This is a genomic window from Rhodococcus antarcticus, assembly GCF_026153295.1.
Taxonomy (GTDB): Bacteria; Actinomycetota; Actinomycetes; order Mycobacteriales; family Mycobacteriaceae; genus Rhodococcus_D; species Rhodococcus_D antarcticus.
Map to the genome: position 1 here is coordinate 448,197 of NZ_CP110615.1, position 21,695 is coordinate 469,891.

At 71.4% G+C, this 21,695-nt stretch carries 33 protein-coding genes; 31 read left to right on the top strand and 2 right to left on the bottom strand.

Translation table 11 applies throughout. From position 1 onward, the window contains the following. Positions 1-30: 30 nt before the first annotated feature. The 28 genes from rplB to truA all read left to right on the top strand — a co-directional run bounded on the left by rplB (position 31) and on the right by truA (position 16,004). A complete protein-coding gene (rplB, locus tag RHODO2019_RS02270) occupies positions 31-867 on the top strand; it encodes a 50S ribosomal protein L2 (protein WP_265383431.1) in 837 nt (278 codons plus the stop codon). A gap of 18 nt (positions 868-885) precedes the next feature. Further along, positions 886-1,167: a 30S ribosomal protein S19 gene (gene rpsS, locus RHODO2019_RS02275; RefSeq protein ID WP_265383432.1), complete on the top strand. Its 282-nt coding sequence runs from the start codon at positions 886-888 to the stop codon at positions 1,165-1,167. A 139-nt stretch (positions 1,168-1,306) separates the two neighbouring features. Next, positions 1,307-1,753, top strand: coding sequence for a 50S ribosomal protein L22 (gene rplV, locus RHODO2019_RS02280; RefSeq protein WP_265383433.1), 447 nt, complete (start codon positions 1,307-1,309; stop codon positions 1,751-1,753). Then, positions 1,753-2,586 carry a 30S ribosomal protein S3 gene (gene rpsC / locus RHODO2019_RS02285; RefSeq protein WP_265383434.1) on the top strand — a complete coding sequence of 278 codons (834 nt, stop codon included), beginning with the start codon at positions 1,753-1,755 and terminating at the stop codon, positions 2,584-2,586. Before rplV ends, rpsC begins: the two co-directional genes overlap by 1 nt. Before the next feature lie 4 nt (positions 2,587-2,590). Then, complete coding sequence (rplP, locus tag RHODO2019_RS02290; protein WP_265383435.1) at positions 2,591-3,007, top strand: 50S ribosomal protein L16; 417 nt, start codon at positions 2,591-2,593, stop codon at positions 3,005-3,007. Further along, on the top strand, positions 3,007-3,246 hold the full coding sequence (gene rpmC / locus RHODO2019_RS02295; RefSeq protein WP_265383436.1) for a 50S ribosomal protein L29: 240 nt from the start codon (positions 3,007-3,009) through the stop codon (positions 3,244-3,246). Before rplP ends, rpmC begins: the two co-directional genes overlap by 1 nt. Further along, positions 3,243-3,563 carry a 30S ribosomal protein S17 gene (rpsQ, locus tag RHODO2019_RS02300; RefSeq protein ID WP_265383437.1) on the top strand — a complete coding sequence of 107 codons (321 nt, stop codon included), beginning with the start codon at positions 3,243-3,245 and terminating at the stop codon, positions 3,561-3,563. The genes rpmC and rpsQ overlap by 4 nt, the downstream gene beginning before the upstream one ends. 111 nt (positions 3,564-3,674) lie before the next feature. Next, complete coding sequence (rplN, locus tag RHODO2019_RS02305; protein ID WP_265383438.1) at positions 3,675-4,043, top strand: 50S ribosomal protein L14; 369 nt, start codon at positions 3,675-3,677, stop codon at positions 4,041-4,043. Beyond that, entirely contained in the window at positions 4,043-4,372 is a 330-nt protein-coding gene (gene rplX / locus RHODO2019_RS02310) for a 50S ribosomal protein L24 (RefSeq protein ID WP_265383439.1), read from the top strand. Before rplN ends, rplX begins: the two co-directional genes overlap by 1 nt. Next, positions 4,372-4,944, top strand: a complete 573-nt coding sequence (rplE, locus tag RHODO2019_RS02315) for a 50S ribosomal protein L5 (RefSeq protein ID WP_265383440.1) — start codon at positions 4,372-4,374, stop codon at positions 4,942-4,944. The genes rplX and rplE overlap by 1 nt, the downstream gene beginning before the upstream one ends. Before the next feature lie 3 nt (positions 4,945-4,947). After that, positions 4,948-5,133: a type Z 30S ribosomal protein S14 gene (locus RHODO2019_RS02320; RefSeq protein ID WP_265383441.1), complete on the top strand. Its 186-nt coding sequence runs from the start codon at positions 4,948-4,950 to the stop codon at positions 5,131-5,133. 141 nt (positions 5,134-5,274) lie between these two features. Beyond that, on the top strand, positions 5,275-5,673 hold the full coding sequence (gene rpsH, locus RHODO2019_RS02325; RefSeq protein WP_265383442.1) for a 30S ribosomal protein S8: 399 nt from the start codon (positions 5,275-5,277) through the stop codon (positions 5,671-5,673). A 12-nt stretch (positions 5,674-5,685) separates the two neighbouring features. Then, on the top strand, positions 5,686-6,225 hold the full coding sequence (gene rplF, locus RHODO2019_RS02330) for a 50S ribosomal protein L6 (protein WP_265383443.1): 540 nt from the start codon (positions 5,686-5,688) through the stop codon (positions 6,223-6,225). A 1-nt stretch (position 6,226) separates the two neighbouring features. After that, positions 6,227-6,631, top strand: coding sequence for a 50S ribosomal protein L18 (rplR, locus tag RHODO2019_RS02335; RefSeq protein ID WP_265383444.1), 405 nt, complete (start codon positions 6,227-6,229; stop codon positions 6,629-6,631). Positions 6,632-6,683: 52 nt separating this feature from the next. Then, positions 6,684-7,316: a 30S ribosomal protein S5 gene (gene rpsE, locus RHODO2019_RS02340; protein ID WP_265383445.1), complete on the top strand. Its 633-nt coding sequence runs from the start codon at positions 6,684-6,686 to the stop codon at positions 7,314-7,316. Between the two features lies 1 nt (position 7,317). Continuing rightward, entirely contained in the window at positions 7,318-7,503 is a 186-nt protein-coding gene (rpmD, locus tag RHODO2019_RS02345; protein ID WP_265383446.1) for a 50S ribosomal protein L30, read from the top strand. Next, on the top strand, positions 7,500-7,946 hold the full coding sequence (gene rplO / locus RHODO2019_RS02350; protein WP_265383447.1) for a 50S ribosomal protein L15: 447 nt from the start codon (positions 7,500-7,502) through the stop codon (positions 7,944-7,946). Before rpmD ends, rplO begins: the two co-directional genes overlap by 4 nt. A 221-nt stretch (positions 7,947-8,167) precedes the next feature. Then, positions 8,168-9,496 (top strand): preprotein translocase subunit SecY, encoded by a 1,329-nt coding sequence (gene secY, locus RHODO2019_RS02355; RefSeq protein ID WP_265383448.1) that lies wholly within the window; start codon positions 8,168-8,170, stop codon positions 9,494-9,496. Beyond that, positions 9,496-10,050 carry an adenylate kinase gene (locus RHODO2019_RS02360; protein WP_265383449.1) on the top strand — a complete coding sequence of 185 codons (555 nt, stop codon included), beginning with the start codon at positions 9,496-9,498 and terminating at the stop codon, positions 10,048-10,050. The genes secY and RHODO2019_RS02360 overlap by 1 nt, the downstream gene beginning before the upstream one ends. Further along, on the top strand, positions 10,050-10,844 hold the full coding sequence (gene map, locus RHODO2019_RS02365) for a type I methionyl aminopeptidase (protein WP_265383450.1): 795 nt from the start codon (positions 10,050-10,052) through the stop codon (positions 10,842-10,844). The genes RHODO2019_RS02360 and map overlap by 1 nt, the downstream gene beginning before the upstream one ends. 232 nt (positions 10,845-11,076) lie before the next feature. Continuing rightward, complete coding sequence (gene infA / locus RHODO2019_RS02370) at positions 11,077-11,298, top strand: translation initiation factor IF-1 (protein ID WP_265383451.1); 222 nt, start codon at positions 11,077-11,079, stop codon at positions 11,296-11,298. A 99-nt stretch (positions 11,299-11,397) separates the two neighbouring features. Continuing rightward, positions 11,398-11,511, top strand: a complete 114-nt coding sequence (gene rpmJ / locus RHODO2019_RS02375; protein WP_265383452.1) for a 50S ribosomal protein L36 — start codon at positions 11,398-11,400, stop codon at positions 11,509-11,511. Between the two features lie 245 nt (positions 11,512-11,756). After that, positions 11,757-12,131 carry a 30S ribosomal protein S13 gene (gene rpsM, locus RHODO2019_RS02380; RefSeq protein ID WP_265383453.1) on the top strand — a complete coding sequence of 125 codons (375 nt, stop codon included), beginning with the start codon at positions 11,757-11,759 and terminating at the stop codon, positions 12,129-12,131. A 3-nt stretch (positions 12,132-12,134) separates the two neighbouring features. Beyond that, positions 12,135-12,551, top strand: a complete 417-nt coding sequence (gene rpsK, locus RHODO2019_RS02385; protein ID WP_265383454.1) for a 30S ribosomal protein S11 — start codon at positions 12,135-12,137, stop codon at positions 12,549-12,551. Between the two features lie 22 nt (positions 12,552-12,573). Further along, positions 12,574-13,179, top strand: a complete 606-nt coding sequence (gene rpsD / locus RHODO2019_RS02390; protein WP_265383455.1) for a 30S ribosomal protein S4 — start codon at positions 12,574-12,576, stop codon at positions 13,177-13,179. A 176-nt stretch (positions 13,180-13,355) separates the two neighbouring features. Continuing rightward, positions 13,356-14,408, top strand: coding sequence for a DNA-directed RNA polymerase subunit alpha (locus tag RHODO2019_RS02395; RefSeq protein ID WP_265383456.1), 1,053 nt, complete (start codon positions 13,356-13,358; stop codon positions 14,406-14,408). A 71-nt stretch (positions 14,409-14,479) separates the two neighbouring features. Beyond that, positions 14,480-15,115, top strand: a complete 636-nt coding sequence (gene rplQ / locus RHODO2019_RS02400) for a 50S ribosomal protein L17 (RefSeq protein WP_265383457.1) — start codon at positions 14,480-14,482, stop codon at positions 15,113-15,115. 1 nt (position 15,116) lies between these two features. After that, complete coding sequence (truA, locus tag RHODO2019_RS02405) at positions 15,117-16,004, top strand: tRNA pseudouridine(38-40) synthase TruA (protein WP_435532249.1); 888 nt, start codon at positions 15,117-15,119, stop codon at positions 16,002-16,004. 9 nt (positions 16,005-16,013) lie between these two features. Here the strand turns inward: truA and RHODO2019_RS02410 are convergent, their stop codons facing one another. Both RHODO2019_RS02410 and eccE read right to left on the bottom strand, forming a co-directional pair. Continuing rightward, positions 16,014-16,766, bottom strand: a complete 753-nt coding sequence (locus RHODO2019_RS02410; protein ID WP_265383458.1) for a hypothetical protein — start codon at positions 16,764-16,766, stop codon at positions 16,014-16,016. Next, positions 16,763-18,031: a type VII secretion protein EccE gene (eccE, locus tag RHODO2019_RS02415; RefSeq protein WP_265383459.1), complete on the bottom strand. Its 1,269-nt coding sequence runs from the start codon at positions 18,029-18,031 to the stop codon at positions 16,763-16,765. The genes RHODO2019_RS02410 and eccE overlap by 4 nt, the downstream gene beginning before the upstream one ends. A 502-nt stretch (positions 18,032-18,533) precedes the next feature. On the opposite strand from eccE, the gene eccB reads away from it, so the two are divergent. The 3 genes from eccB to RHODO2019_RS02430 all read left to right on the top strand — a co-directional run bounded on the left by eccB (position 18,534) and on the right by RHODO2019_RS02430 (position 21,695). Continuing rightward, the gene (gene eccB, locus RHODO2019_RS02420) at positions 18,534-20,081 is read left to right on the top strand and encodes a type VII secretion protein EccB (protein ID WP_265383460.1); all 1,548 of its coding nucleotides are present in this window, start codon (positions 18,534-18,536) and stop codon (positions 20,079-20,081) included. 77 nt (positions 20,082-20,158) lie between these two features. Continuing rightward, entirely contained in the window at positions 20,159-20,581 is a 423-nt protein-coding gene (locus RHODO2019_RS02425) for a hypothetical protein (protein ID WP_265383461.1), read from the top strand. Further along, positions 20,574-21,695 (top strand): hypothetical protein, encoded by a 1,122-nt coding sequence (locus RHODO2019_RS02430; RefSeq protein ID WP_265383462.1) that lies wholly within the window; start codon positions 20,574-20,576, stop codon positions 21,693-21,695. The genes RHODO2019_RS02425 and RHODO2019_RS02430 overlap by 8 nt, the downstream gene beginning before the upstream one ends.

The following is a 21,695-nucleotide window of genomic DNA, read 5'->3' on the forward strand; positions in this document are numbered from 1 at the left end:
CAGGGCAGAGAAGCTGAGGACTGAGTAGACATGGCAATCCGCAAGTACAAGCCGACCACTCCCGGTCGTCGTGGCGCCAGCGTGGCCGACTTCGCCGAGATCACGCGCTCCACGCCGGAGAAGTCGCTGGTCCGTCCGTTGCACGGCCGCGGTGGCCGCAACGCCCACGGCCGCATCACCACCCGGCACAAGGGTGGCGGTCACAAGCGCGCGTACCGCATCATCGACTTCCGTCGGGCGGACAAGGACGGCGTGCCGGCCAAGGTCGCGCACATCGAGTACGACCCCAACCGCACCTCGCGCATCGCGCTGCTGCACTACGCCGACGGCGAGAAGCGGTACATCATCGCGCCGGCGAAGCTGAAGCAGGGCGACGCAATCGAGGCCGGTCCCCGGGCGGACATCAAGCCCGGCAACAACCTGCCGCTGCGCAACATCCCCACCGGCACCGTGATCCACGCCATCGAGCTCCGCCCCGGCGGTGGAGCGAAGATCGCGCGGTCCGCGGGGACCTCGGTCCAGCTGGTCGCGAAGGACGGGCCGTACGCGCAGCTGCGCATGCCCTCCGGCGAGATCCGCAACGTCGACGTCCGCTGCCGCGCCTCGATCGGTGAGGTCGGCAACGCCGAGCAGTCGAACATCAACTGGGGCAAGGCCGGCCGGATGCGGTGGAAGGGCAGGCGCCCGACCGTCCGTGGAGTCGTGATGAACCCGGTCGACCACCCGCACGGTGGTGGAGAGGGCAAGACCTCCGGTGGTCGCCACCCGGTCAGCCCGTGGGGCCAGCCCGAGGGCCGCACCCGCAAGTCCAAGCCGAGCGACAAGCTCATCGTCCGGCGCCGCCGCACCGGCAAGAACAAGCGCTGACCAAGGAGGGAGTGAAGGATGCCACGCAGCCTTAAGAAGGGCCCGTTCGTCGATGACCACCTCCTTGCGAAGGTGGACGTCCAGAACGAGAAGGGGACCAAGCAGGTCATCAAGACCTGGTCCCGCCGCTCGACGATCATCCCGGACTTCATCGGCCACACGTTCGCGGTGCACGACGGCCGCAAGCACGTGCCGGTGTTCGTGTCCGACTCGATGGTCGGCCACAAGCTGGGGGAGTTCGCCCCCACGCGGACCTTCCGCGGCCACATCAAGGACGACCGCAAGGCGCGTCGCCGCTAGGCAGCACGACGGTGCGGTCCGCGAGGACTGCGCGCAGTGCGCCGAACGGCGCGCATCGAAGCAGGACACGAGCACGAGCACGACCCGGGTCCAGCCCGGGACCGTGCACCAGACCAGACGAAGCAAGGGGTAGCAGCACATGGACGCCCAAGACGTCGCAAGCGGTACCGCGGAGCTCCCGCATGCCGTGGCGCGGGCTCGCTATGTCAGCGTCACGCCGATGAAGGCGCGCCGCGTGGTGGAGCTGATCAAGGGTCGGACCGCCACCGAGGCGCTGGCCATCCTGAAGTTCGCGCCGCAGGCCGCGAGCGAGCCCGTTGCCAAGGTGCTCGCCAGCGCCGTGGCCAACGCCGAGAACAACCTCGGTCTGGACCCCAGCACGCTGGTGGTCTCGACCGCGTTCGTGGACGAGGGACCGACTCTGAAGCGGTTCCAGCCGCGGGCCCAGGGTCGCGCGTTCCGCATCCGCAAGCGCACGAGCCACATCACGATCGAGGTGGAGTCGCGGCCGCAGGTCGGCACGGCCTCCGCCCGCAACCGCAGGAGCTCGGCCTCCAGGGCCGGCGCGAAGGGAAGTGCTTCCTAGTGGGCCAGAAGATCAACCCCCACGGCTTCCGGCTGGGCATCACCACCGACTGGAAGTCCCGCTGGTACGCCGACAAGCAGTACGCGGAGTACGTGAAGGAGGACGTCGCCATCCGGCGTCTCCTCGCCACGGGCATGGAGCGCGCCGGCATCGCCAAGGTCGAGATCGAGCGCACCCGGGACCGCGTCCGGGTCGACATCCACACCGCGCGTCCGGGCATCGTGATCGGTCGCCGTGGCGCCGAGGCGGACCGCATCCGCACCGAGCTCGAGAAGCTCACCGGCAAGCAGGTGCAGCTGAACATCCTCGAGGTGAAGAACGCCGAGTCCGAGGCGCAGCTGGTCGCCCAGGGTGTGGCCGAGCAGCTGTCCAACCGGGTGGCGTTCCGTCGCGCGATGCGCAAGGCCATCCAGTCGGCCATGCGGCAGCCACAGGTCAAGGGGATCCGCGTGCAGTGCTCCGGTCGTCTCGGTGGCGCCGAGATGTCGCGCTCGGAGTTCTACCGCGAGGGTCGTGTGCCTCTGCACACGCTGCGGGCGGACATCGACTACGGGCTGTACGAGGCCAAGACCACCTTCGGTCGGATCGGCGTGAAGGTCTGGATCTACAAGGGTGACATCGTCGGCGGCCGGCACGAGGCCGTCGAGGCGGACCCCCGCGGCGCCCGTCGCGAGCGTCCGACCGGTGCGACGCGTCCCCGACGCTCGGGCTCCTCGGGCACCACCGCCACGAGCACGGACGCCGGGCGCGCTGCGGCGGAGTCGGCGACGGCCCCCGCCGTCGAGGCCGCCCCGGCCGAGGCCGCTGCTCCCGCCCAGAACACGGAGGCGTGAGGACATGTTGATCCCCCGCAGGGTGAAGCACCGCAAGCAGCACCACCCCGGTCGCTCGGGTGCCTCCAAGGGTGGCAACCAGGTGACCTTCGGCGAGTTCGGCATCCAGGCCCTGGAGCCGGCGTACGTGAGCAACCGGCAGATCGAGTCGGCACGTATCGCAATCAACCGTCACATCAAGCGCGGCGGCAAGGTCTGGATCACCATCTTCCCGGACCGCCCGCTGACCAAGAAGCCCGCCGAGACCCGCATGGGTTCCGGCAAGGGTTCGGTCGAGTACTGGGTCGCGAACGTCAAGCCCGGTCGCGTGATGTTCGAGATGAGCTACCCCGACGAGGAGACCGCTCGCGAGGCCCTGCGCCGCGCGATGCACAAGCTCCCCATGAAGTGCCGGATCGTGACCAGGGAGGTGCAGTTCTGATGGCAGGCGCGACGCAGGCCGCGGAGCTCCGCGAGCTGACGGGCGACGAGCTCGTCACCAAGCTCCGCGAGGCCAAGGAGGAGCTGTTCAACCTCCGCTTCCAGATGGCCACCGGGCAGCTCGACAACAACCGTCGGCTGCGGACCATCAAGCACGAGATCGCCCGCATCTACACCGTCATGCGCGAGCGCGAGCTCGGCCTGGCCGTGGCCCCCGAGACGGACGAGGGTGCGGCGTGAGCGAGGAGAAGGCAGTGAGCACGAGCAGCACGGAGAACCCGGCGAAGACCCCGGCCACCGAGACCGAGCGGAACAACCGCAAGGTTCGCGTCGGCTACGTGGTGTCGGACAAGATGCAGAAGACGATCGTGGTCGAGCTCGAGGACCGCGTGAAGCACCCGATGTACAGCAAGATCATTCGTCGCACCTCCAAGGTGAAGGCGCACGACGAGCTGAGCGAGGCCGGGGTGGGCGACCGCGTGCGCCTGATGGAGACTCGGCCCCTGTCCGCGACGAAGCGCTGGCGCCTCGTCGCGGTGCTCGAGAAGGCCAAGTGACCACTCCCGGCGGAGGAGCGTCCGCTCCGTCGGGCAGCTAGACGAGACAGCACTGTCAGACCGCGTGTCGGGTCGGAAATCCGCCACGCACCAAGCAGGTCAGGAGTTGACGTGATCCAGCAGGAGTCGCGACTGCGAGTCGCCGACAACACGGGTGCCAAGGAGATCTTGTGCATCCGCGTCCTCGGTGGCTCGTCCCGGCGCTACGCCGGGATCGGCGACATCATCGTGGCGACCGTGAAGGACGCCATCCCCGGAGCGGGGGTGAAGCGGGGTGACGTGGTCAAGGCCGTCATCGTGCGCACCTCCAAGGAGCGGCGCCGTCCCGACGGCTCCTACATCCGCTTCGACGAGAACGCCGCCGTCCTCATCAAGCCCGACAACGAGCCCCGCGGGACCCGCATCTTCGGCCCGGTGGGTCGCGAGCTGCGGGACAAGCGGTTCATGAAGATCATCTCGCTGGCTCCGGAGGTGCTGTGATGAAGATCCACAAGGGCGACACCGTCATCGTCGTGTCCGGCAAGGACAAGGGCGCCAAGGGCAAGGTGATCCAGGCCTACCCCGAGACCGAGCGCGTGCTCGTCGAGGGCGTGAACCGGATCAAGAAGCACACCCCGATCTCGAGCACCCAGCGTGGCGCGTCGACCGGTGGCATCGTCACCCAGGAGGCCTCGGTCCACGTGTCGAACGTGATGGTCGTGGACTCCGACGGCAAGGCGACCCGCGTCGGGTACCGCACCGAGGAGGCCGACGAGGCCGGCAAGGTGCGCCGCGTGCGCGTCTCGAAGAAGAACGGGAAGGACATCTGATGACCAGCACGGACACCACGGTCACGAGCCTTCCCCGGCTCAAGGTCCGCTACCGCGAGGAGATCCGCGCCGGGCTCCAGGAGCAGTTCACCTACGACAACGTCATGCAGGTCCCCGGGGTCGTCAAGGTCGTCGTCAACATGGGTGTCGGTGACGCCGCCCGCGACGCCAAGCTCATCGACGGGGCCGTCCGCGACCTCGCCCTCATCACCGGCCAGAAGCCGGAGATCCGCAAGGCCCGCAAGTCCATCGCCCAGTTCAAGCTCCGCGAGGGCATGCCGATCGGTGCCCGCGTGACGCTGCGCGGCGACCGCATGTGGGAGTTCCTCGACCGCCTGGTGAGCATCGCGCTCCCGCGCATCAGGGACTTCCGCGGCCTGTCGGGCACGCAGTTCGACGGCAACGGCAACTACACGTTCGGCCTGAACGAGCAGTCGATGTTCCACGAGATCGACGTGGACTCCATCGACCGGCCTCGGGGCATGGACATCACCGTGGTGACCACCGCGACGAACAACGAGGAGGGTCGGGCGCTGCTGAAGCACCTGGGCTTCCCCTTCAAGGAGGCGTGACCCATGGCCAAGAAGGCCCTCGTCAACAAGGCCAACGCAAAGCCGAAGTTCGCGGTGCGCGCGTACACACGCTGCCAGCGCTGCGGTCGTCCCCACGCGGTGTTCCGCAAGTTCGGCCTGTGCCGGATCTGCCTCCGGGAGATGGCCCACGCCGGCGAGCTGCCCGGCGTGCGCAAGTCGTCCTGGTGAGCGCACCACAGACCTGAGGGATCAATCCCTCTGCTCCACCCGTCGGGCCACCCGGTCCGCTCGAGCTCTGCTTCGCCACAGGCCTGCCCACCCACGCGGTGGGGCCAGGAACCAGGGCGGGAAAGTGAACAGGTCACCTGCATGACCATGACCGACCCGATCGCAGACATGCTGACCCGTCTGCGCAACGCCAACTCGGCGTACCACGACGTCGTCGTGATGCCGCACTCCAAGCTCAAGGCGAACATCGCGGAGATCCTCCAGCGCGAGGGCTACATCGCCGGGCACCGCACGGAGGAGGCGACCGTGGGCCAGTCCCTCGTCGTCGACCTGAAGTACGGCCCGAACCGGGAGCGCAGCATCGCCGGCGTTCGTCGGGTGTCCAAGCCCGGGCTCCGCGTCTACGCGAAGTCCACCAACCTGCCCAAGGTCCTGGGCGGCCTCGGCGTGGCGATCATCTCCACGTCGACCGGTCTGCTCACCGATCGCCAGGCGGCCAAGCAGGGAGTGGGCGGGGAAGTCCTCGCCTACGTCTGGTGAGGGAGCACTGACATGTCGCGCATCGGAAAGCTCCCCGTGCCCGTCCCCTCCGGGGTCGACGTGAGCATCGAGGGACAGACAGTCACGGTCAAGGGGCCTAAGGGCACCCTGGCCACCACGATCTCTGAGCCCATCGCCGTCGAGAAGTCGGAGGACGGCACGCTCGCCGTCAGCCGGCCCGACGACGAGCGCCGCAGCCGGTCGCTGCACGGCCTGTCCCGCACCCTGGTGCAGAACATGGTCGTCGGTGTCACGGACGGCTACACCCGCAAGATGGAGATCCACGGCGTCGGTTACCGCGTGGTGCTGAAGGGTTCGGACCTCGAGTTCGCGCTCGGGTACAGCCACCCGGTGCCGATCGCGGCGCCGACCGGCATCACGTTCGCCGTCGAGACGCCGACCCGGTTCTCCATCACCGGGATCGACAAGCAGCAGGTCGGTCAGATCGCCGCGAACATCCGCCGCCTGCGCCGCCCCGACCCGTACAAGGGCAAGGGTGTCCGCTACGCCGGCGAGGTCATCCGCCGCAAGGTCGGAAAGACGGGTAAGTGACATGAGCACAGCAGCTACCACCACCAAGCGCACCCCGGTGGGCAAGGACGTCTCCACCCGTCGCCGGTTGTCCAAGGCGCGTCGCCACTTCCGGCTGCGCAAGAAGGTCAACGGCTCGGCGGCACGTCCGCGCCTCGTGGTGAACCGGTCCTCCCGGCACATCCACGCGCAGCTCATCGACGACCTCGCCGGCCACACGCTGGCGGCGGCCTCCACCATCGAGGCCGACGTCCGTGCCGTGAGTGGCGACAAGTCGGCCAAGGCCGCCAAGGTCGGCGAGCTCCTCGCGGCCAGGGCCAAGGCCGCCGGTGTCGAGAAGGTCGTCTTCGATCGCGGTGGTCACGACTACCACGGCCGGATCGCGGCCCTCGCCGACGCCGCCCGCGAGGGAGGCCTGGAGTTCTGATGAGCCAGACGCACCTCGCACACGAGAACGAGACGAACGGAAGGACAGCCTGATGCCGGGACGTGCACGGCGCGATGGCGCAACCGGAGCAGCCGGGGGTCCGCCCTCGGGCGGCCAGGGTGGGGGCGGTCGCGACCGCCGCGACGGTGGCCGCGGTGCGGCGCCCGAGAAGCCCAGCCACCTCGAGCGCGTGGTGGCCATCAACCGCGTCTCCAAGGTCGTGAAGGGTGGTCGTCGCTTCAGCTTCACCGCCCTCGTGATCGTGGGTGACGGCAACGGGATGGTGGGCGTCGGCTACGGCAAGGCCAAGGAGGTGCCCGCCGCGATCCAGAAGGGCGTGGACGAGGCCCGCAAGGCCTTCTTCCGCGTCCCGATGATCGGCGGCACGATCACCCACCCGATCCAGGGTGAGGCTGCGGCCGGAGTCGTCATGCTCCGTCCGGCCAGCCCCGGTACCGGCGTCATTGCCGGTGGTCCGGTCCGCGCCGTCCTGGAGTGCGCCGGCATCCACGACATCCTGTCCAAGTCCCTTGGCAGCGACAACGCGATCAACGTCGTCCACGCCACGGTGGCTGCGCTCAAGGGCCTGCAGCGTCCCGAGGAGGTGGCCGCACGTCGCGGTCTGCCGATCGAGGACGTGGCGCCGGCCGGAATGCTGCGCGCCCGCGCGGGACAGGGGGCCTGACGTGTCCGACCTCAAGGTCACCCAGACCCGCAGCACCATCGGGTGCAAGCAGAACCAGCGCGAGACCCTGCGCACGCTCGGCCTGCACAAGATCCGGCAGAGCGTGGTCCGTGCGGACAGCCCGCAGGTCCGCGGAATGATCAAGACTGTTCGCCACCTGGTGACGGTGGAGGAGGTGTCATCGTGACGATCAAGCTGCACCACCTGCGTCCCGCCCCGGGCGCGAAGAAGGACAAGATCCGTGTCGGTCGTGGTGAGGGCGGCAAGCGGGGCAAGACCGCAGGCCGCGGAACCAAGGGCACCAAGGCGCGCAAGAACGTTCCCGCGTCGTTCGAGGGTGGCCAGATGCCGCTGCACATGCGGCTGCCGAAGCTCAAGGGCTTCACCAACCCGTTCCGCACGGAGTACCAGGTGGTGAACGTGGGCGACCTCGCCCGCCTCTTCCCGCAGGGTGGCACCGTCGGCCCGGAGGAGCTGGTGGCCGCGGGAGCGGTCCGCAAGAACGAGCTCGTCAAGGTCCTCGGAGACGGGGACCTGGGGTCGGTCACGCTCCAGATCAGCGCGAACAAGTTCTCCGGCGCCGCCAAGGAGAAGATCAGCGCCGCTGGTGGGAGCACCACCGAGGTCTGATCGCGACCCGCAGCGCTCGACGACGGCCGTGGAACCCGCTCCTGGGATCCACGGCCGTTCTCGTTCCCGTCCCACCGCGCGAGACGACGTCCGGCGATGTACCGGCTGTTACAGTCGGCAGTCGGCGTCGTGAGTCGCGCCACCCGCCACCCGCCACCCGTCCACCGACCCGCGAGCCCGCAGGGCTGGAGAAGACCCGCCCGCAGCTGCCAGGAGGATCCGTGCTCTCCGCCTTCGTCTCCGCCTTCAAGACGCCGGACCTGAGGCGGAAGATCCTCTTCACCCTCGGTGTCCTCGCGCTCTACCGAGTGGGGACGACACTCCCGTCACCGGGGGTGTCGTACTCCAACATCCAGCAGTGCCTGCGGACGGTGGAGGGGGGCGACAGCCAGAGCATCTACGCGCTGATCAACCTCTTCAGCGGCGGCGCACTGCTGCAGCTCTCGGTCTTCGCCCTCGGGATCATGCCGTACATCACGGCGAGCATCATCGTGCAGCTGCTGACGGTGGTCATCCCGCGCTTCGAGGAGCTCCGCAAGGAGGGTCAGTCCGGCCAGGCGAAGATGACGCAGTACACCCGGTACCTCACGATCGCACTGGCGATCCTGCAGTCCACCGGGATCGTGGCTCTCGCGGTGCGGGGGAACCTGTTCGCGGGCTGCGACAACAACCTGTACCCCGCGATCCCCGGCAGCTCCATCTTCTCGATGGTCGTGGTGGTCATCTCGATGACCGCGGGCACTGCCGTCATCATGTGGCTCGGCGAGCTGATCACCGACCGTGGCATCGGCAACGGGATGTCCCTGCTCATCTTTACCTCGATCGCCGCCCGCATCCCGGCCGAGGGCAAGGCCGTGCTGGACAGCCGGGGCGGGCTCGTCTTCGTCCTCGTCCTCGTGGCCGCGCTGGTCATCATCGCGAGCGTCATCTTCGTGGAGCAGGGCCAGCGCCGGATCCCCGTCCAGTACGCGAAGCGCATGGTCGGCCGCCGCATGTACGGCGGCACCTCGACCTACCTGCCGCTCAAGGTCAACCAGGCCGGCGTGATCCCCGTGATCTTCGCGTCCTCGCTGCTCTACCTGCCCAACCTGCTCTCGCAGCTCACGAGGTCCAGCACGGCGGCACCGAACGTGTGGCAGCGGTTCATCAACACCTACCTGGTCAGCCCGTCGAGCTGGAGCTACATCGCGCTGTACTTCGCGCTCATCGTGTTCTTCACCTACTTCTACGTCGCGATCACCTTCAACCCGGAGGAGCGCGCGGACGAGATGAAGAAGTTCGGGGGCTTCATCCCCGGCATCCGGCCGGGACGCCCGACCGCTGAGTACCTGAGCTTCGTGCTCGGTCGCATCACCCTCCCGGGCTCGCTGTACCTCGGCACCGTGGCCGTGCTCCCCAACGTGTTCCTGGATCTCGGCAGCAGCTCGCCGAGCCAGAACTTCCCGTTCGGAGGCACGGCGGTGCTGATCATGGTCGGTGTCGGGCTGGACACGGTGAAGCAGATCGAGAGCCAGCTCATGCAGCGCAACTACGAAGGGTTCCTGCGGTAGTGAGACTCCTCATCCTCGGTCCCCAGGGGGCCGGCAAGGGCACCCAGGCGCAGCTGCTCTCGGCCGAGCTCGGCATACCGCACATCTCCACCGGCGACCTGTTCCGCGCGCACCTGGGCGAGGAGACGGAGCTGGGCAAGCAGGTCCGGGTCTACCTCGACGCAGGGTCGCTCGTGCCGGACGAGATCACCAACGAGATGGTGCGCGAGCGCCTCCAGGAGCCGGACACGGCCGCAGGCTTCCTGCTGGACGGGTTCCCCCGGACCAACGGCCAGGCCGACGTGCTGGACGGGATCCTCCGGGTCCTGGGCGTGGCCCTGGACGCCGTCGTGGAGCTCGCCGTCGGCCGTGAGGTCGTGGTCGGGCGGATGCTGGCCCGGGGCCGTTCGGACGACACCGAGGAAGCGATCCGCAACCGGCTGGAGCTCTACACCGCCGAGACCGCCCCGCTGCTCGACCGCTACCGGTCGATCGTGCGCACCGTGGACGGGGTCGGCGAGGTGGACGAGGTGGGAGCCCGGGTCCTCGCCGCCCTGCCCCCCGCGCAGCGCTGATGATCCTCGGTCGCAACCGGGGCACCGTGCCGGCACGCACGGCCGGGGAGCTCGAGGCGATGGCCGCGGCCGGTGCCGTGGTCGGGGCTGCCCTCACTGCCTGCGTCGGTGCGGTCCGCTCCGGCGCGAGCACCGCGGACCTCGACGCCGTGGCGGAGCAGGTCATCCGCGACGCCGGGGCAGTGCCCTCGTTCCTGGGCTACCACGGGTTCCCGGCCAGCATCTGCGCGTCGGTGAACGACCGCGTGGTGCACGGCATCCCCTCGGCCACCGAGGTGCTCGCCGCGGGGGACCTGATCTCCATCGACTGCGGCGCGATCCTGGACGGCTGGCACGGCGACTCGGCCCTGACCGTGGGGGTGGGTGCGCTCACCCCGGAGGAGGAGCAGCTCTCCGCCGCCTGCCGCAGCTCGATGGAGGCAGGGATCGCGGCCATGGTGGCGGGCAACCGGCTCACGGACGTCTCGCACGCGATCGAGACCGAGACGCGTGCCGCGGGGGACAGGGACGGGCGCGTGTACGGGATCGTCGACGGCTACGGCGGCCACGGGATCGGTCGCGTGATGCACGCGGAGCCGTTCCTCGCCAACGAGGGCGCCCCCGGGCGTGGCCCCCGTCTGGTCGAGGGCTCGGTGCTCGCCATCGAGCCGATGCTGACCCTCGGCACTACCGAGACCAGGACGCTGTCCGACGACTGGACCGTGGTCACCATCGACGGGAGCCGGGCCGCCCACTGGGAGCACACGGTGGCCGTGACGGCCGCCGGTCCTCGCATCCTGACCACCCGCGCCTGAGCGGGTGCCCGGGCCATTTGGCCTGCCCGTGGTGGACGCGTAGGATCCAACGTCGGCGCGCAGTGCGCGTCGGTGTCGTGCGTGCTCGCTGTGGTTTACCAGGTCGAACTGGTTCGTCGGCTCACGTCCCTGCCGACGTTCGTGCGCTCCGTCCGGTCCTCTCCGATCCAGGTTCGTCCTGGTCAGGAGGGTGTGCCGGTCACCGAGCAGCCAACCACGGATCGCGGAGGACATGGCAAAGAAGGACGGGGCCATCGAGGTCGAGGGCCGAGTTGTCGAGCCGCTGCCGAATGCGATGTTCCGGGTGGAGCTCGAGAACGGCCACCGGGTGCTCGCGCACATCAGCGGCAAGATGCGGCAGCACTACATCCGCATCCTGCCCGAGGACAAGGTCGTCGTGGAGCTCTCGCCCTACGACCTGTCCCGTGGCCGGATCGTCTACCGCTACAAGTAAGGCAGCTGGCCCCCCGCACGACGGGGAGAGCTGCTCCACCGAACACCCGGAGCCCGCCGTCCGCGGCGGTTGCCGGAACGACCAGGAGAGCTGACTGACGTGAAGGTCAACCCCAGCGTCAAGAAGATCTGTGAGAAGTGCAAGGTGATCCGCCGAAACGGGCGGGTCATGGTGATCTGCTCGAACCTGCGCCACAAGCAGCGCCAGGGCTGAGCGAGCACCACGCACGACCCGCAGTCCTCTGACTGCCCAGCACCACCAGCACACAGCACCACCAGCACACAGCACCACCAGGACCAAGACGACCTCCCCGCACCACCTCCGAGCCCGGCCTTGATCGAGGGCAGCGCGGAGAACACCCCCGGCACGGAGGCCGGGGCCCGACCACCGTGCTCACACCCAGGCGGAACGGCGGGACGGACGGGGAGCAGACCTCCGCACCGAGAGGAACGCACCACATGGCACGGCTCGCTGGAGTCGACCTCCCCCGCGACAAGCGGATGGAGATCGCGCTCACCTACATCTACGGCATCGGCCGCACGCGCTCGCAGGAGATCCTGAACGCCACGGGGATCAGCTACGACCTCCGGACCAAGGACCTGTCCGACACCGACCTGCGCACCCTGGGCGACTACATCACCGAGTCGCTCAAGGTCGAGGGTGACCTGCGTCGCGAGGTGCAGGCCGACATCCGTCGCAAGATCGAGATCGGTTGCTACCAGGGCGTCCGGCACCGCCGTGGCCTGCCGGTGCACGGTCAGCGCACCAAGACCAACGCGCGCACCCGCAAGGGACCCAAGCGCACCATCGCCGGCAAGAAGAAGGCCAGGTAAACGATGCCCCCCAAGGCTCGGTCCGCCTCCGGACCCAAGAAGACGCAGAAGACCCGTCGCCGGGAGAAGAAGAACGTCACCCACGGCGCCGCGCACATCAAGAGCACGTTCAACAACACGATCGTGTCCATCACGGACCCGGCCGGCAACGTGATCTCGTGGGCGTCCTCGGGCCACGTCGGCTTCAAGGGCTCCCGCAAGTCCACCCCCTTCGCCGCGCAGATGGCGGCCGAGAGCGCTGCCCGCAAGGCGCAGGAGCACGGCATGAAGAAGGTCGACGTGTTCGTCAAGGGTCCCGGCTCCGGCCGCGAGACCGCGATCCGCTCGCTCCAGGCCGCCGGCCTGGAGGTCGGCACCATCTCCGACGTCACCCCCCAGCCGCACAACGGCTGCCGGCCGCCCAAGCGGCGCCGGGTCTAGCGGGAAGGGAAGGAACCAGCTCATGGCCCGTTACACCGGACCGATCACCCGCAAGTCCCGTCGCCTGCGCGTCGACCTCGTCGGAGGCGACCAGGCGTTCGAGCGTCGTCCCTACCCGCCCGGCCAGCACGGCCGCGCGCGGATCAAGGAGAGCGAGTACCTGCTCCAGCTGCAGGAGAAGCAGAAGGCGCGCTTCACCTACGGCGTCATGGAGAAGCAGTTCCGCCGCTACTACGCTGAGGCCGTCCGCAAGCCCGGCAAGACCGGCGAGAACCTGCTCCAGATCCTGGAGTCCCGCCTGGACAACGTCGTCTACCGCGCCGGGCTCGCCCGCACGCGGCGGATGTCTCGCCAGCTGGTCAGCCACGGCCACCTGACGGTCAACGGCCACAAGGTGGACATCCCGAGCTACCGGGTGTCGCAGTACGACATCATCGACATCAAGACGAAGTCCTTGGCGACGCTGCCGTTCCAGGTGGCCAAGGAGACCGTCGGTGACCGGCCCGTCCCGGGCTGGCTGCAGGTCGTCGGTCAGCAGATGCGCATCCTCGTGCACCAGCTGCCCGAGCGCGCCCAGATCGACGTGCCGCTCAACGAGCAGCTGATCGTCGAGCTCTACTCCAAGTGAGCCCCGCCCCCGGCCGGACCGTGCTGCGCTGAGCAGCCGCTCCGGCCGGGGGTGCGCTCGCCGGGCACCGCCACCAGGGGGTTCCCACGCACCACCCGGCCCGTGCGACCCGCACGGACCTCGCCACACCCTTTCGGCGTCATATGGCGGACGTCGGTGGAGGAGAACACCACAACATGCTCATCTCCCAGCGCCCCTCGCTCACCGAGGAGCCCATCGAGGACACCCGTTCGCGGTTCGTCATCGAGCCGCTCGAGCCCGGCTTCGGCTACACGCTCGGCAACTCGCTGCGCCGCACGCTGCTCAGCTCGATCCCGGGTGCGGCCGTGACCAGCATCCGCATCGACGGTGTGCTGCACGAGTTCACCACCGTCCCGGGGGTGAAGGAGGACGTCACCGACATCATCCTGAACCTCAAGGGCCTGGTCGTGAGCTCCGAGGAGGACGAGCCGGTCACCATGTACCTGCGCAAGCAGGGCCCCGGGGCCGTCACCGCCGGTGACATCGTGCCGCCCTCGGGCGTCACGGTGCACAACCCGGAGCTGCACATCGCAACCCTGAACGACAAGGGCAAGCTCGAGGTGGAGCTCGTCGTCGAGCGCGGTCGCGGCTACGTGCCGGCCGTGCAGAACAAGGCCTCCGGCGCCGAGATCGGTCGCATCCCGGTCGACTCCATCTACTCGCCCGTGCTCAAGGTGACCTACAAGGTCGAGGCCACCCGCGTCGAGCAGCGGACCGACTTCGACCGGCTGGTGCTGGACGTGGAGACCAAGCCCTCCATCACCCCGCGCGACGCCGTCGCCTCCTCGGGCAAGACCCTCACCGAGCTCTTCGGGCTGGCCCGCGAGCTCAACGTGGAGGCCGAGGGCATCGAGATCGGTCCCTCGCTGGCCGAGGCCGACCACATCGCGGCGTTCACAATGCCGATCGAGGACCTCGACCTCACGGTGCGCTCGTACAACTGCCTCAAGCGTGAGGGCGTGCACACCGTCGGCGAGCTCGTCGGCCGCAGCGAGGCGGACCTGCTCGACATCCGCAACTTCGGGGCCAAGTCCATCGACGAGGTCAAGGTCAAGCTCATCGGGCTCGGCCTCACCCTCAAGGACTCCCCCCCGGGGTTCGACCCGTCCACGGTCGCCGGCTACGACGCCGCCACCGGAACGTGGAGCGACACCACGGACGCCGCCACCACCGACGACACCGACTACGCCGAGACCGAACAGCTGTAAGCCGCTCAACTCGACCCGGTGCAGGCGACTGACCTGCACCGGGGCGGGCGAGACCAGAGGAGCTCTCCACCATGCCCAAGCCCACCAAGGGTGCCCGTCTCGGCGGGTCTCCGGCCCACCAGCGGCTGATGCTGGCCAACCTGGCCACGTCGCTGTTCACCCACGGCCGCATCACCACGACCGAGGCGAAGGCCAAGCGCCTGCGCCCGTTCGCGGAGAAGCTGGTCACCCACGCCAAGCACGGCGACCTGCACCACCGTCGCGAGGTCATGAAGATCATCCGCGACAAGGATGTGGTGCACACGCTCTTCGCGGACATCGGCCCGTTCTTCGCGGAGCGCGACGGCGGCTACACCCGCATCATCAAGACCATCCCGCGCAAGGGCGACAACGCGCCGATGGCGATCATCGAGCTGCTGCAGGACAAGACCGTGACCGACGAGGCTGACCGCGCCCGCCGTGTCACCGCCTCGCAGACGGCTCCGGCCGCGGCGGCCGCGACCACCGCGGACGACGACACTGCGGACGACGACACCGCAGCCGAGGAGGCCGTGCTCGAGGAGGAGGTCTCCGAGGAGACCGCTCCCCAGGAGACGGCGCCCGAGGAGACGGCCGTCGCGGACGTCCCCACCGACGGGGCGGACGCCGAGCTCGACGAGGTGGCCCCGGTCGCTCTCGAGGACGACTCGACCAAGAGCGGGTCCTGAGCTGAGCGCTCCGGAACCGCACGGCGAGCCCGTCACCCCGCACCTCGGGGGTGGCGGGCTCGTCCGCGTCCGCCTGGACATCGCCTACGACGGCACCGACTTCTCCGGGTGGGCCCGCCAGCCGGGTCTGCGCACGGTGCGTGGGGTGGTCGAGGACGGGCTGTCGACCGTGCTGCGGACCCCGGTCGAGCTCACGGTGGCCGGACGCACGGACGCGGGGGTCCACGCAGCCGGGCAGGTGGCCCACCTCGACCTCCCCACCGCGGTGCTGCCGGACGACCCGGACCGGCTCGTCCGGCGGCTGGCGCGGTTCCTGCCCGACGACGTCCGGGTGACCGGTGTGCGGGTGGTGCCCGACGCCTTCGACGCCCGGTTCGGGGCGCTGCGCCGGCACTACGCCTACCGGCTCGGAACCGCCCCGCACGGCAGCGACCCGGTGCGGAGCCGGGACACGGTCTCGTGGCCCCGGCCCCTGGACGTGGACGCGGTGCGCGAGGCCTCGGCGGGGCTGCTCGGGGAGCACGACTTCGCGGCGTTCTGCAAGCGACGGGAGGGGGCGAGCACCGTTCGCGAGCTGCAGCGGCTGGACTGGTCGGCCGACGAGCCCGGGATCCTGGTGGCCAGGGTGAGCGCGGACGCGTTCTGCCACTCCATGGTCCGCAGCCTGGTCGGCGCCCTGCTCGCGGTGGGGGAGGGCCGGCGCACCCCGGCGTGGGCGGTGTCGCTGCTGGAGCTGCCCGCACGCTCGAGCTCGGTGGCGGTGGCCCCCGCCCACGGCCTCTCCCTCGTGGGCGTGGACTACCCCGCCGACGACGAGCTCGCGGCCCGGGTGCTGCGCACGCGCGCCGTGCGGGGTCCGGTGGCGCAGCCGCGGACGCGCCGGGGCTGACCGGGGGGATCAGTCGCCCCGGCGCACCGGTCCGAGCAGGGCGGACTCCAGCGGGGTGGTGACCAGCCGCAGGGGCAGCCAGAGGTCCGTGCCGATCGCGGCCAGCCCGTCGTCGGTGAGCGTGGCGAGGCTCTGCACCGCCGAGGGGCGCAGCCGCCACATTCGACCGGCGAGCTGGGCCTGGCCGACCGGCAGGCGCTGGACGAGCGCGAGGTCTGCGCCGGAGGCCGTGGTGCCCACCTGTGGGTGCAGGTAGGGGAGCACGTACGCGGTGGTCTGCCACCCGCTGCGCGGGGGGTACAGCTCCTGGGGCACGGCGCTGCCGTCGTGCACCACCAGCAGCGGGTGGTCCTCGCTCGGGCGCGGCAGCGTGTCGGGCTGCAGCCCCCGCAGCTGCACCGGACCGGTGGGGTCGGTGTCGCGGCCGCCCGGCGAGCTGCCCGTCGCCCGCAGGACGGGTGCCCACGCGGCCGGACGTCCCGTGGCGATGACGACGGCAGCTCCCGTGGCGGCAGCGCGGAGCACCACCTGGCGGGCCAGGTAGAGCCCACCGAGCAGGACCACCCGGGTCGGGGTGGAGCGCAGCAGGTTGAGCTGGACCGCTCCGCCGTTCTGGTCGGAGCCGAGCACGACGCCGCCACGGTCGCCGGTGAGGCTGAGCCGGTCGAGCGCGGCCGGTGGCACGAGGAAGTCCGGGCCCAGTCCGCGCAAGCCACCGATCCGTTCCTGCGAGCGGCTGCTGGCGCGCACCGGCCGGGTCACGCGGTACCCCCCACCGGCAGGGTCGCGGTCACGGCCGCGGCCTGCTGCCCGTTGAGCGGCGTGAGGGTGACGCCGGAGCCCGCGGCGCGCTCACGGAGCACGACCTCCGCCGAGCTGAGCTCGCCCGGGGTCCTGGCCGAGAGGCGGACCAGGCCTCGCAGCCCGACGCTGCCGTCGTCCGTGCCGGGGCTGAGCGCGAGGGCGACCGTGGTGGACAGCGCGCGCACGCTGGTGAGGGCGTCGAGGCCGCCGGGAGATCCGTGCCACCCGCTGATCGCGTAGCTCGAGTGGCCGATCCCGCCGCTCGTCACCCCGTTCCAGCGCTCGCGCAGCCCGACCTGCTGGCCGCGGCCGGCGGCGCCGGTGAGCTCGGCGCACGACAGCGCGGCACGCAGCAGCTCGTCGGTGTCGAGCACCCGGCTGTTGAGCCCCGCCGCGTCCAGGGCCCCGCGGACCCGAGACACAGCGCCGAGCAGGGCCCGGTGGGCGCCGGGGACGCCCCCGCCCCGCTCGCGGACGGCCCCGGGACAGCGCCGGGGGTCGAGACGGACCGCGACCCAGGTGCTGCGGCGGGCGACGGCCGGAAGCGGCCCCAGCACCTGGTGGTAGGCGGCGAGGGCAGGCGAGTCGGGGGGCAGTGTCGAGCTGCCGGGGTAGCAGTGCCAGACGACCTGGATGCCGTCGAGCACCACGCCCCGGTCCTGCAGGCACCCGGCCAGCGACGACAGCGGGACGTCGGTGTGTGCACCCACCGGGGAGATCATGGCGGGCAGCGGGTCGACGAGCACGGCGGCCGTCCACGTCCCCTGGTGCCAGGCGAGCCCGATCGGCTTCTTCTCGTGGTCGGTGGTGCTGGCCACGACGAGGTCGGTGACGAGCAGGCGAAGCAGCGCCACCCGGGCGTCCTCCGGGCCGATCAGCACGGTCGTCCCCGAGCGTGCGAGGTCCACGCTGTCGTCCTGCGGCACCGTGGGGTCGACCCGCCGCTGGTGCGGCCGCACCAGGTAGCGGGCCACGATCGACGTCCACTGGGTGATCCACCGGCCGTGCCAGCGCGACCCTGCCCCGACCAGGGCCAGCAGTCCCACCACGACCGCGGCGGGCCAGAGCGCACGGTCGACGGCGAGCAGCACGACGGCGACGGCCGCCCCGACCTCGACCAGCACGACGTTCGTGAGGGGGAGCTGCCCGAAGCTCGCCCCGATGGTCCGACGGCGGACCCCGTCGGCGTCGCCCCGCGGGCCGCTGCGCCGACCGGCCGGCACCGGCGGTGCCGGTCGGGTGCGGACGGCGGTGCTGCCCGGGCCGCGCCCCTGCTGCGGGGCGGCACCCGGTCCGGGGACGGCACGGGGATCGGCGCGTCCCGGGGGCGGGGCAGGGGGGCCGGGACGGTGGGCGCCGGGCGGTGGAGCCTGGCCGGGCCGGGCGTGACCGGGCTGGGGCGGCCCGGCGGCGCGACGACCGGGCGGGCCCATCGGCGGACGGGGCGGCTGGCTCGGGGGCGGACCCTGCGGACCCGGCGGCCGGGGAGGCTGGGCACCCGGCTGGGCGGCGGACGGTGGGGGGCTTCCGTGCCGCCCCGGGGGACCTGCTCCGGGTGCGGTCATGTCGTGCGGCGCTCCCCGACGTCCCGCGTCGACCGGTGCCGACGGCTGCCCCACCGGGAGCGCGGCGGGCCCGGGTCCCGGCCAGCCGGAAACCCGGACCGGCACCGCCCCCCGGTCTAGTGTCTGGCACCGTACAGCGCGCAGCACACGGGGAGGGTGGATGGCGGCAACGCCGACGACGAAGTCTCAGGTCCAGGCGTACCGCTTCGTGCTCCGCCGCATGGAGCACGCCCTGGTCCGCAAGGACGCCGTCATGCTCCACGACCCGATGCGCACGCAGGTGCGCGCGACGGCCGTGGGGATCATCCTCGGCATCCTGGGCCTCGCGGGCTTTGCGCTGTTCTCCGTCTTCCGCCCCGCCGAGACCATCGACCAGGCCACGATCCTGGTCAGCAAGACCTCCACCCAGACCTTCGTCGTGGTGCCCGACGAGAACGGCACGCGGGTCCTGCACCCCGTCTACAACCTGGCCTCGGCGCGCCTCATCGCCGGGCAGCCGGCCCCCTTCACCCTGGTGGACGACGCGGCGCTCGACACCCTGCCGCGAGGTGCCGAGCTCGGCATCGTCGGCGGACCGGACGTGCTGCCGGCGGCAGGTGACCGTCCGTCAGCGGTGTGGACGGTGTGCGACGACGTGCTCGGCGACACGAGCGCCCCGAGCGCAGCCCTCACGCTGTCGACGACGGTGCTCTCCGGTGGCCTGGGCGGCGGTGCCGACCCGCTCACCGACGGCGGCTCGCTGCTCGTCTCGGCCCCCGGTGGTGCCACCCAGCTGCTGTTCACCTCCGGCGCCGGCGTGGTGCGCGCAGGTGTCGACCTCCGCGACACGGCGACCGCACGTGCCCTGAACCTGACCGGGACGGTGCCGCGGCCGGTCAGCGAGGGGCTGCTCAACACCGTTCCCGAGGTCGCGCCCCTCGTCGTGCCGGACGTCCCCGGCAAGGGCAGCACCCCGGCCTACACGCGTGCCCTCGGACCGGGTCTCGCCGTCGGCAAGGTCATCAGCGTCCAGGACTCCGGCGGCTCCACCCCCTACGTGCTCCTGCTGGACGGGGTCCAGAAGGTGAGCCCGGTCGTGGCCGCGCTGCTGCAGTTCGTCTCCGGCGACGTGACACCGGTGCAGGCGGACGTCTTCGTCGCCGCTCCCGACGTCGCCGAGCCGGGTCGGCTCGACCTCACCCGCTACCCGCTGGAGGTGCCCCGGACGATGGACGCGGGCGACGCCCGCGTCAGCTGCCTGTCCTGGGACGGCACGAGCGCCGCGACGGCCGCGGACGCCAGCTCTTTCGACCCGGTGCTCACCCTGCGCGCCGGCAACCGGCTCCCCCTGCCGGCGGGCGCCCGCGCCGTGCCGCTGGCCGGCGCCGACGACAGGCCGGGCGGCGCGAGCCCGGCGGGTGGGTTCCACCTCGACTCGTTCTACGTGCAGCCGGGTCGCGCCTCGGTGGTCCAGACGATCGCGGGCGGTCAGCCGCTCGGAGTGGGCACCCGCTACCTGGTGGCGGACACCGGCACCCGGTTCGGGATCCCGGACAAGGAGACGGCCGGTGTTCTCGGCCTGGGCACGGTGACCAGCCCGGCGCCCGAGTCGGTGGTGGCCCTGCTGCCCCAGGGGATCGAGCTCAGCGCCGCCAACGCCCGGCAGTCGCACAACGGCGTGGCCCCGGATCCGGCGGCCGAGCCGTTCGCGGCTCCGGCGGGCAGCTAGCCGCCCGGGCGGAACCACGCCGGGCGGTCGACCGTCGCAGAAGGAGCGGCACCGGCCGCCACACGAGGGGAGGCGCCGTGAGGGTGGACACCGCCGGGCACGACAGCGAGGCCGTGGGCAGGCGCACAGCGCAGCTCGACGCCATGGCCGACGACGCGCGCACCGTCCTCGGGAAGGTCCGTTCCGCAGCGTCGGACGCAGCTCGGTGGGCGGTCCCCGGCGACGTTCGGGCAGCCGGCCTCCCGCCCGCCGCGGTCGCGCTGCTGGACGCCGTCGCCGCGACCACGGAGGCCGCGACCACCGCTCTCGCCGCCCGGACGCAGGAGCTGCGCGACCAGGCCTTGCGGGCCCGGGAGATCGACCAGCACACGGCCGACCGCATCCGGGCCCTGCCGGCCGACCTGCACCCGGCGCCCCCCGCCCACCCCTGGGGTGGGGGCACGCACGGTGGCCGCCACCCGTCCGGCGGCAACCCCGGGGGAGGCGGTCGGCGTGCGTGATCCGGTCGAGCACCTGCGCCCGGAGCTGGACTACCTCGGGACGGTGTGTGCGGGGCTGTCGCTGCCGGACCCGGTGGCCGCGCACCTCGAGCCGCTGGTCGGGGGCTGGTCGGAGATGACGGCGGCCGCCGCTGACTGGACCCGGGTGGCCGGCGGGCTCGACGCCCTGGCCGAGGACGCCCAGCGCGTGCAGGACGAACCGGTGACCGCCCTGGTGGCACGGGGGCACCGCGGCACCGCCGACGCCCTGCGGACCGCGGCCGAGGCGCTCGAGCAGACCTCCGCCGATGCGGAGCGCCTCGTGGTCGACGCGGCCGAGCTGCTCGCCGACGTCGGCCGGACGGCATCGCTGGTCCTCTCCCTTCCCGTGCTCGGCGTGGACGAAGCCCGCCGCATCGTGCTGGAGGCCGACGAGCGGGTCCGGGTCTGTGCCGGGTCGGTCGACGATCTCGTGGACGCGCTCGCCCAGCGCTGGGCCCAGCTGAGCGCCGGGCTGCGGGACGAGCCGCTGCTGGCCGTGACCTCGACGTCGCCCCCGGCCTCGGCCGCCCTGATGGGGCAGCACGAGGTGCTCAGCGCCGGCGGCGTGCAGGTGGCGGTGACGACCACCGGGGGTGCGCACGTGGAGCTCGCCCAGCTGCCCGCCGCTCCCGTACCCGTCGCGGCCGCCGCCGTCGGTCCCGAGCCGGCGACGGCCGGTGGGGGCGGAGCCGGTTCGGTGTCCCCCGGACCAGGGGCAGCTGGCGACAGCGGGGCCGGCGGTCTCGGCGGGAGGGCCTCGACGCCCACCGCCGCACCCGCGCCAGCGCCCGCGCCGCTCACCGGTGGCGCCCGGGTCGCGGCAGCCGAGGAAGTCTCCCCGGCCCGTCCCGCCGCCCCGGGAGCACCGGCCGCGGCGGCCGCGGACGCCGGCAGCCCGGGGCGCAGCGGATCCAAGGGTGGCGGGATGATGGGCATGGGCATGGGCATGGGCATGGGCATGGGCGGTGCCGGGGGAGCGGGCGGCAAGGACACCAGGCGCACGCGGTCGACCCCGTACGTCGCGGACACCGAGGAGGTCTTCGGCACCCCGCAGAGGACGGCACCCCCGGTCATCGGCGAGCGCAGCCCCTGA

Excerpts from the sequence above, each read along its gene's own strand:
- rplX (WP_265383439.1), top strand. The coding sequence starts at position 4,043 with ATGAAGATCCACAAGGGCGACACCGTCATCGTCGTGTCCGGCAAGGAC.
- rpsH (WP_265383442.1), top strand. The coding sequence starts at position 5,275 with ATGACCATGACCGACCCGATCGCAGACATGCTGACCCGTCTGCGCAAC.
- rpsK (WP_265383454.1), top strand. The coding sequence starts at position 12,135 with ATGCCCCCCAAGGCTCGGTCCGCCTCCGGACCCAAGAAGACGCAGAAG.
- rplB (WP_265383431.1), top strand. The coding sequence starts at position 31 with ATGGCAATCCGCAAGTACAAGCCGACCACTCCCGGTCGTCGTGGCGCC.
- rpsD (WP_265383455.1), top strand. The coding sequence starts at position 12,574 with ATGGCCCGTTACACCGGACCGATCACCCGCAAGTCCCGTCGCCTGCGC.
- rpsM (WP_265383453.1), top strand. The coding sequence starts at position 11,757 with ATGGCACGGCTCGCTGGAGTCGACCTCCCCCGCGACAAGCGGATGGAG.
- map (WP_265383450.1), top strand. The coding sequence starts at position 10,050 with ATGATCCTCGGTCGCAACCGGGGCACCGTGCCGGCACGCACGGCCGGG.
- rpsS (WP_265383432.1), top strand. The coding sequence starts at position 886 with ATGCCACGCAGCCTTAAGAAGGGCCCGTTCGTCGATGACCACCTCCTT.
- infA (WP_265383451.1), top strand. The coding sequence starts at position 11,077 with ATGGCAAAGAAGGACGGGGCCATCGAGGTCGAGGGCCGAGTTGTCGAG.
- rplE (WP_265383440.1), top strand. The coding sequence starts at position 4,372 with ATGACCAGCACGGACACCACGGTCACGAGCCTTCCCCGGCTCAAGGTC.
- rplV (WP_265383433.1), top strand. The coding sequence starts at position 1,307 with ATGGACGCCCAAGACGTCGCAAGCGGTACCGCGGAGCTCCCGCATGCC.
- rplF (WP_265383443.1), top strand. The coding sequence starts at position 5,686 with ATGTCGCGCATCGGAAAGCTCCCCGTGCCCGTCCCCTCCGGGGTCGAC.
- RHODO2019_RS02320 (WP_265383441.1), top strand. The coding sequence starts at position 4,948 with ATGGCCAAGAAGGCCCTCGTCAACAAGGCCAACGCAAAGCCGAAGTTC.
- eccB (WP_265383460.1), top strand. The coding sequence starts at position 18,534 with ATGGCGGCAACGCCGACGACGAAGTCTCAGGTCCAGGCGTACCGCTTC.
- rpmC (WP_265383436.1), top strand. The coding sequence starts at position 3,007 with ATGGCAGGCGCGACGCAGGCCGCGGAGCTCCGCGAGCTGACGGGCGAC.
- rplP (WP_265383435.1), top strand. The coding sequence starts at position 2,591 with ATGTTGATCCCCCGCAGGGTGAAGCACCGCAAGCAGCACCACCCCGGT.
- rpsE (WP_265383445.1), top strand. The coding sequence starts at position 6,684 with ATGCCGGGACGTGCACGGCGCGATGGCGCAACCGGAGCAGCCGGGGGT.
- rplQ (WP_265383457.1), top strand. The coding sequence starts at position 14,480 with ATGCCCAAGCCCACCAAGGGTGCCCGTCTCGGCGGGTCTCCGGCCCAC.
- RHODO2019_RS02395 (WP_265383456.1), top strand. The coding sequence starts at position 13,356 with ATGCTCATCTCCCAGCGCCCCTCGCTCACCGAGGAGCCCATCGAGGAC.
- rplR (WP_265383444.1), top strand. The coding sequence starts at position 6,227 with ATGAGCACAGCAGCTACCACCACCAAGCGCACCCCGGTGGGCAAGGAC.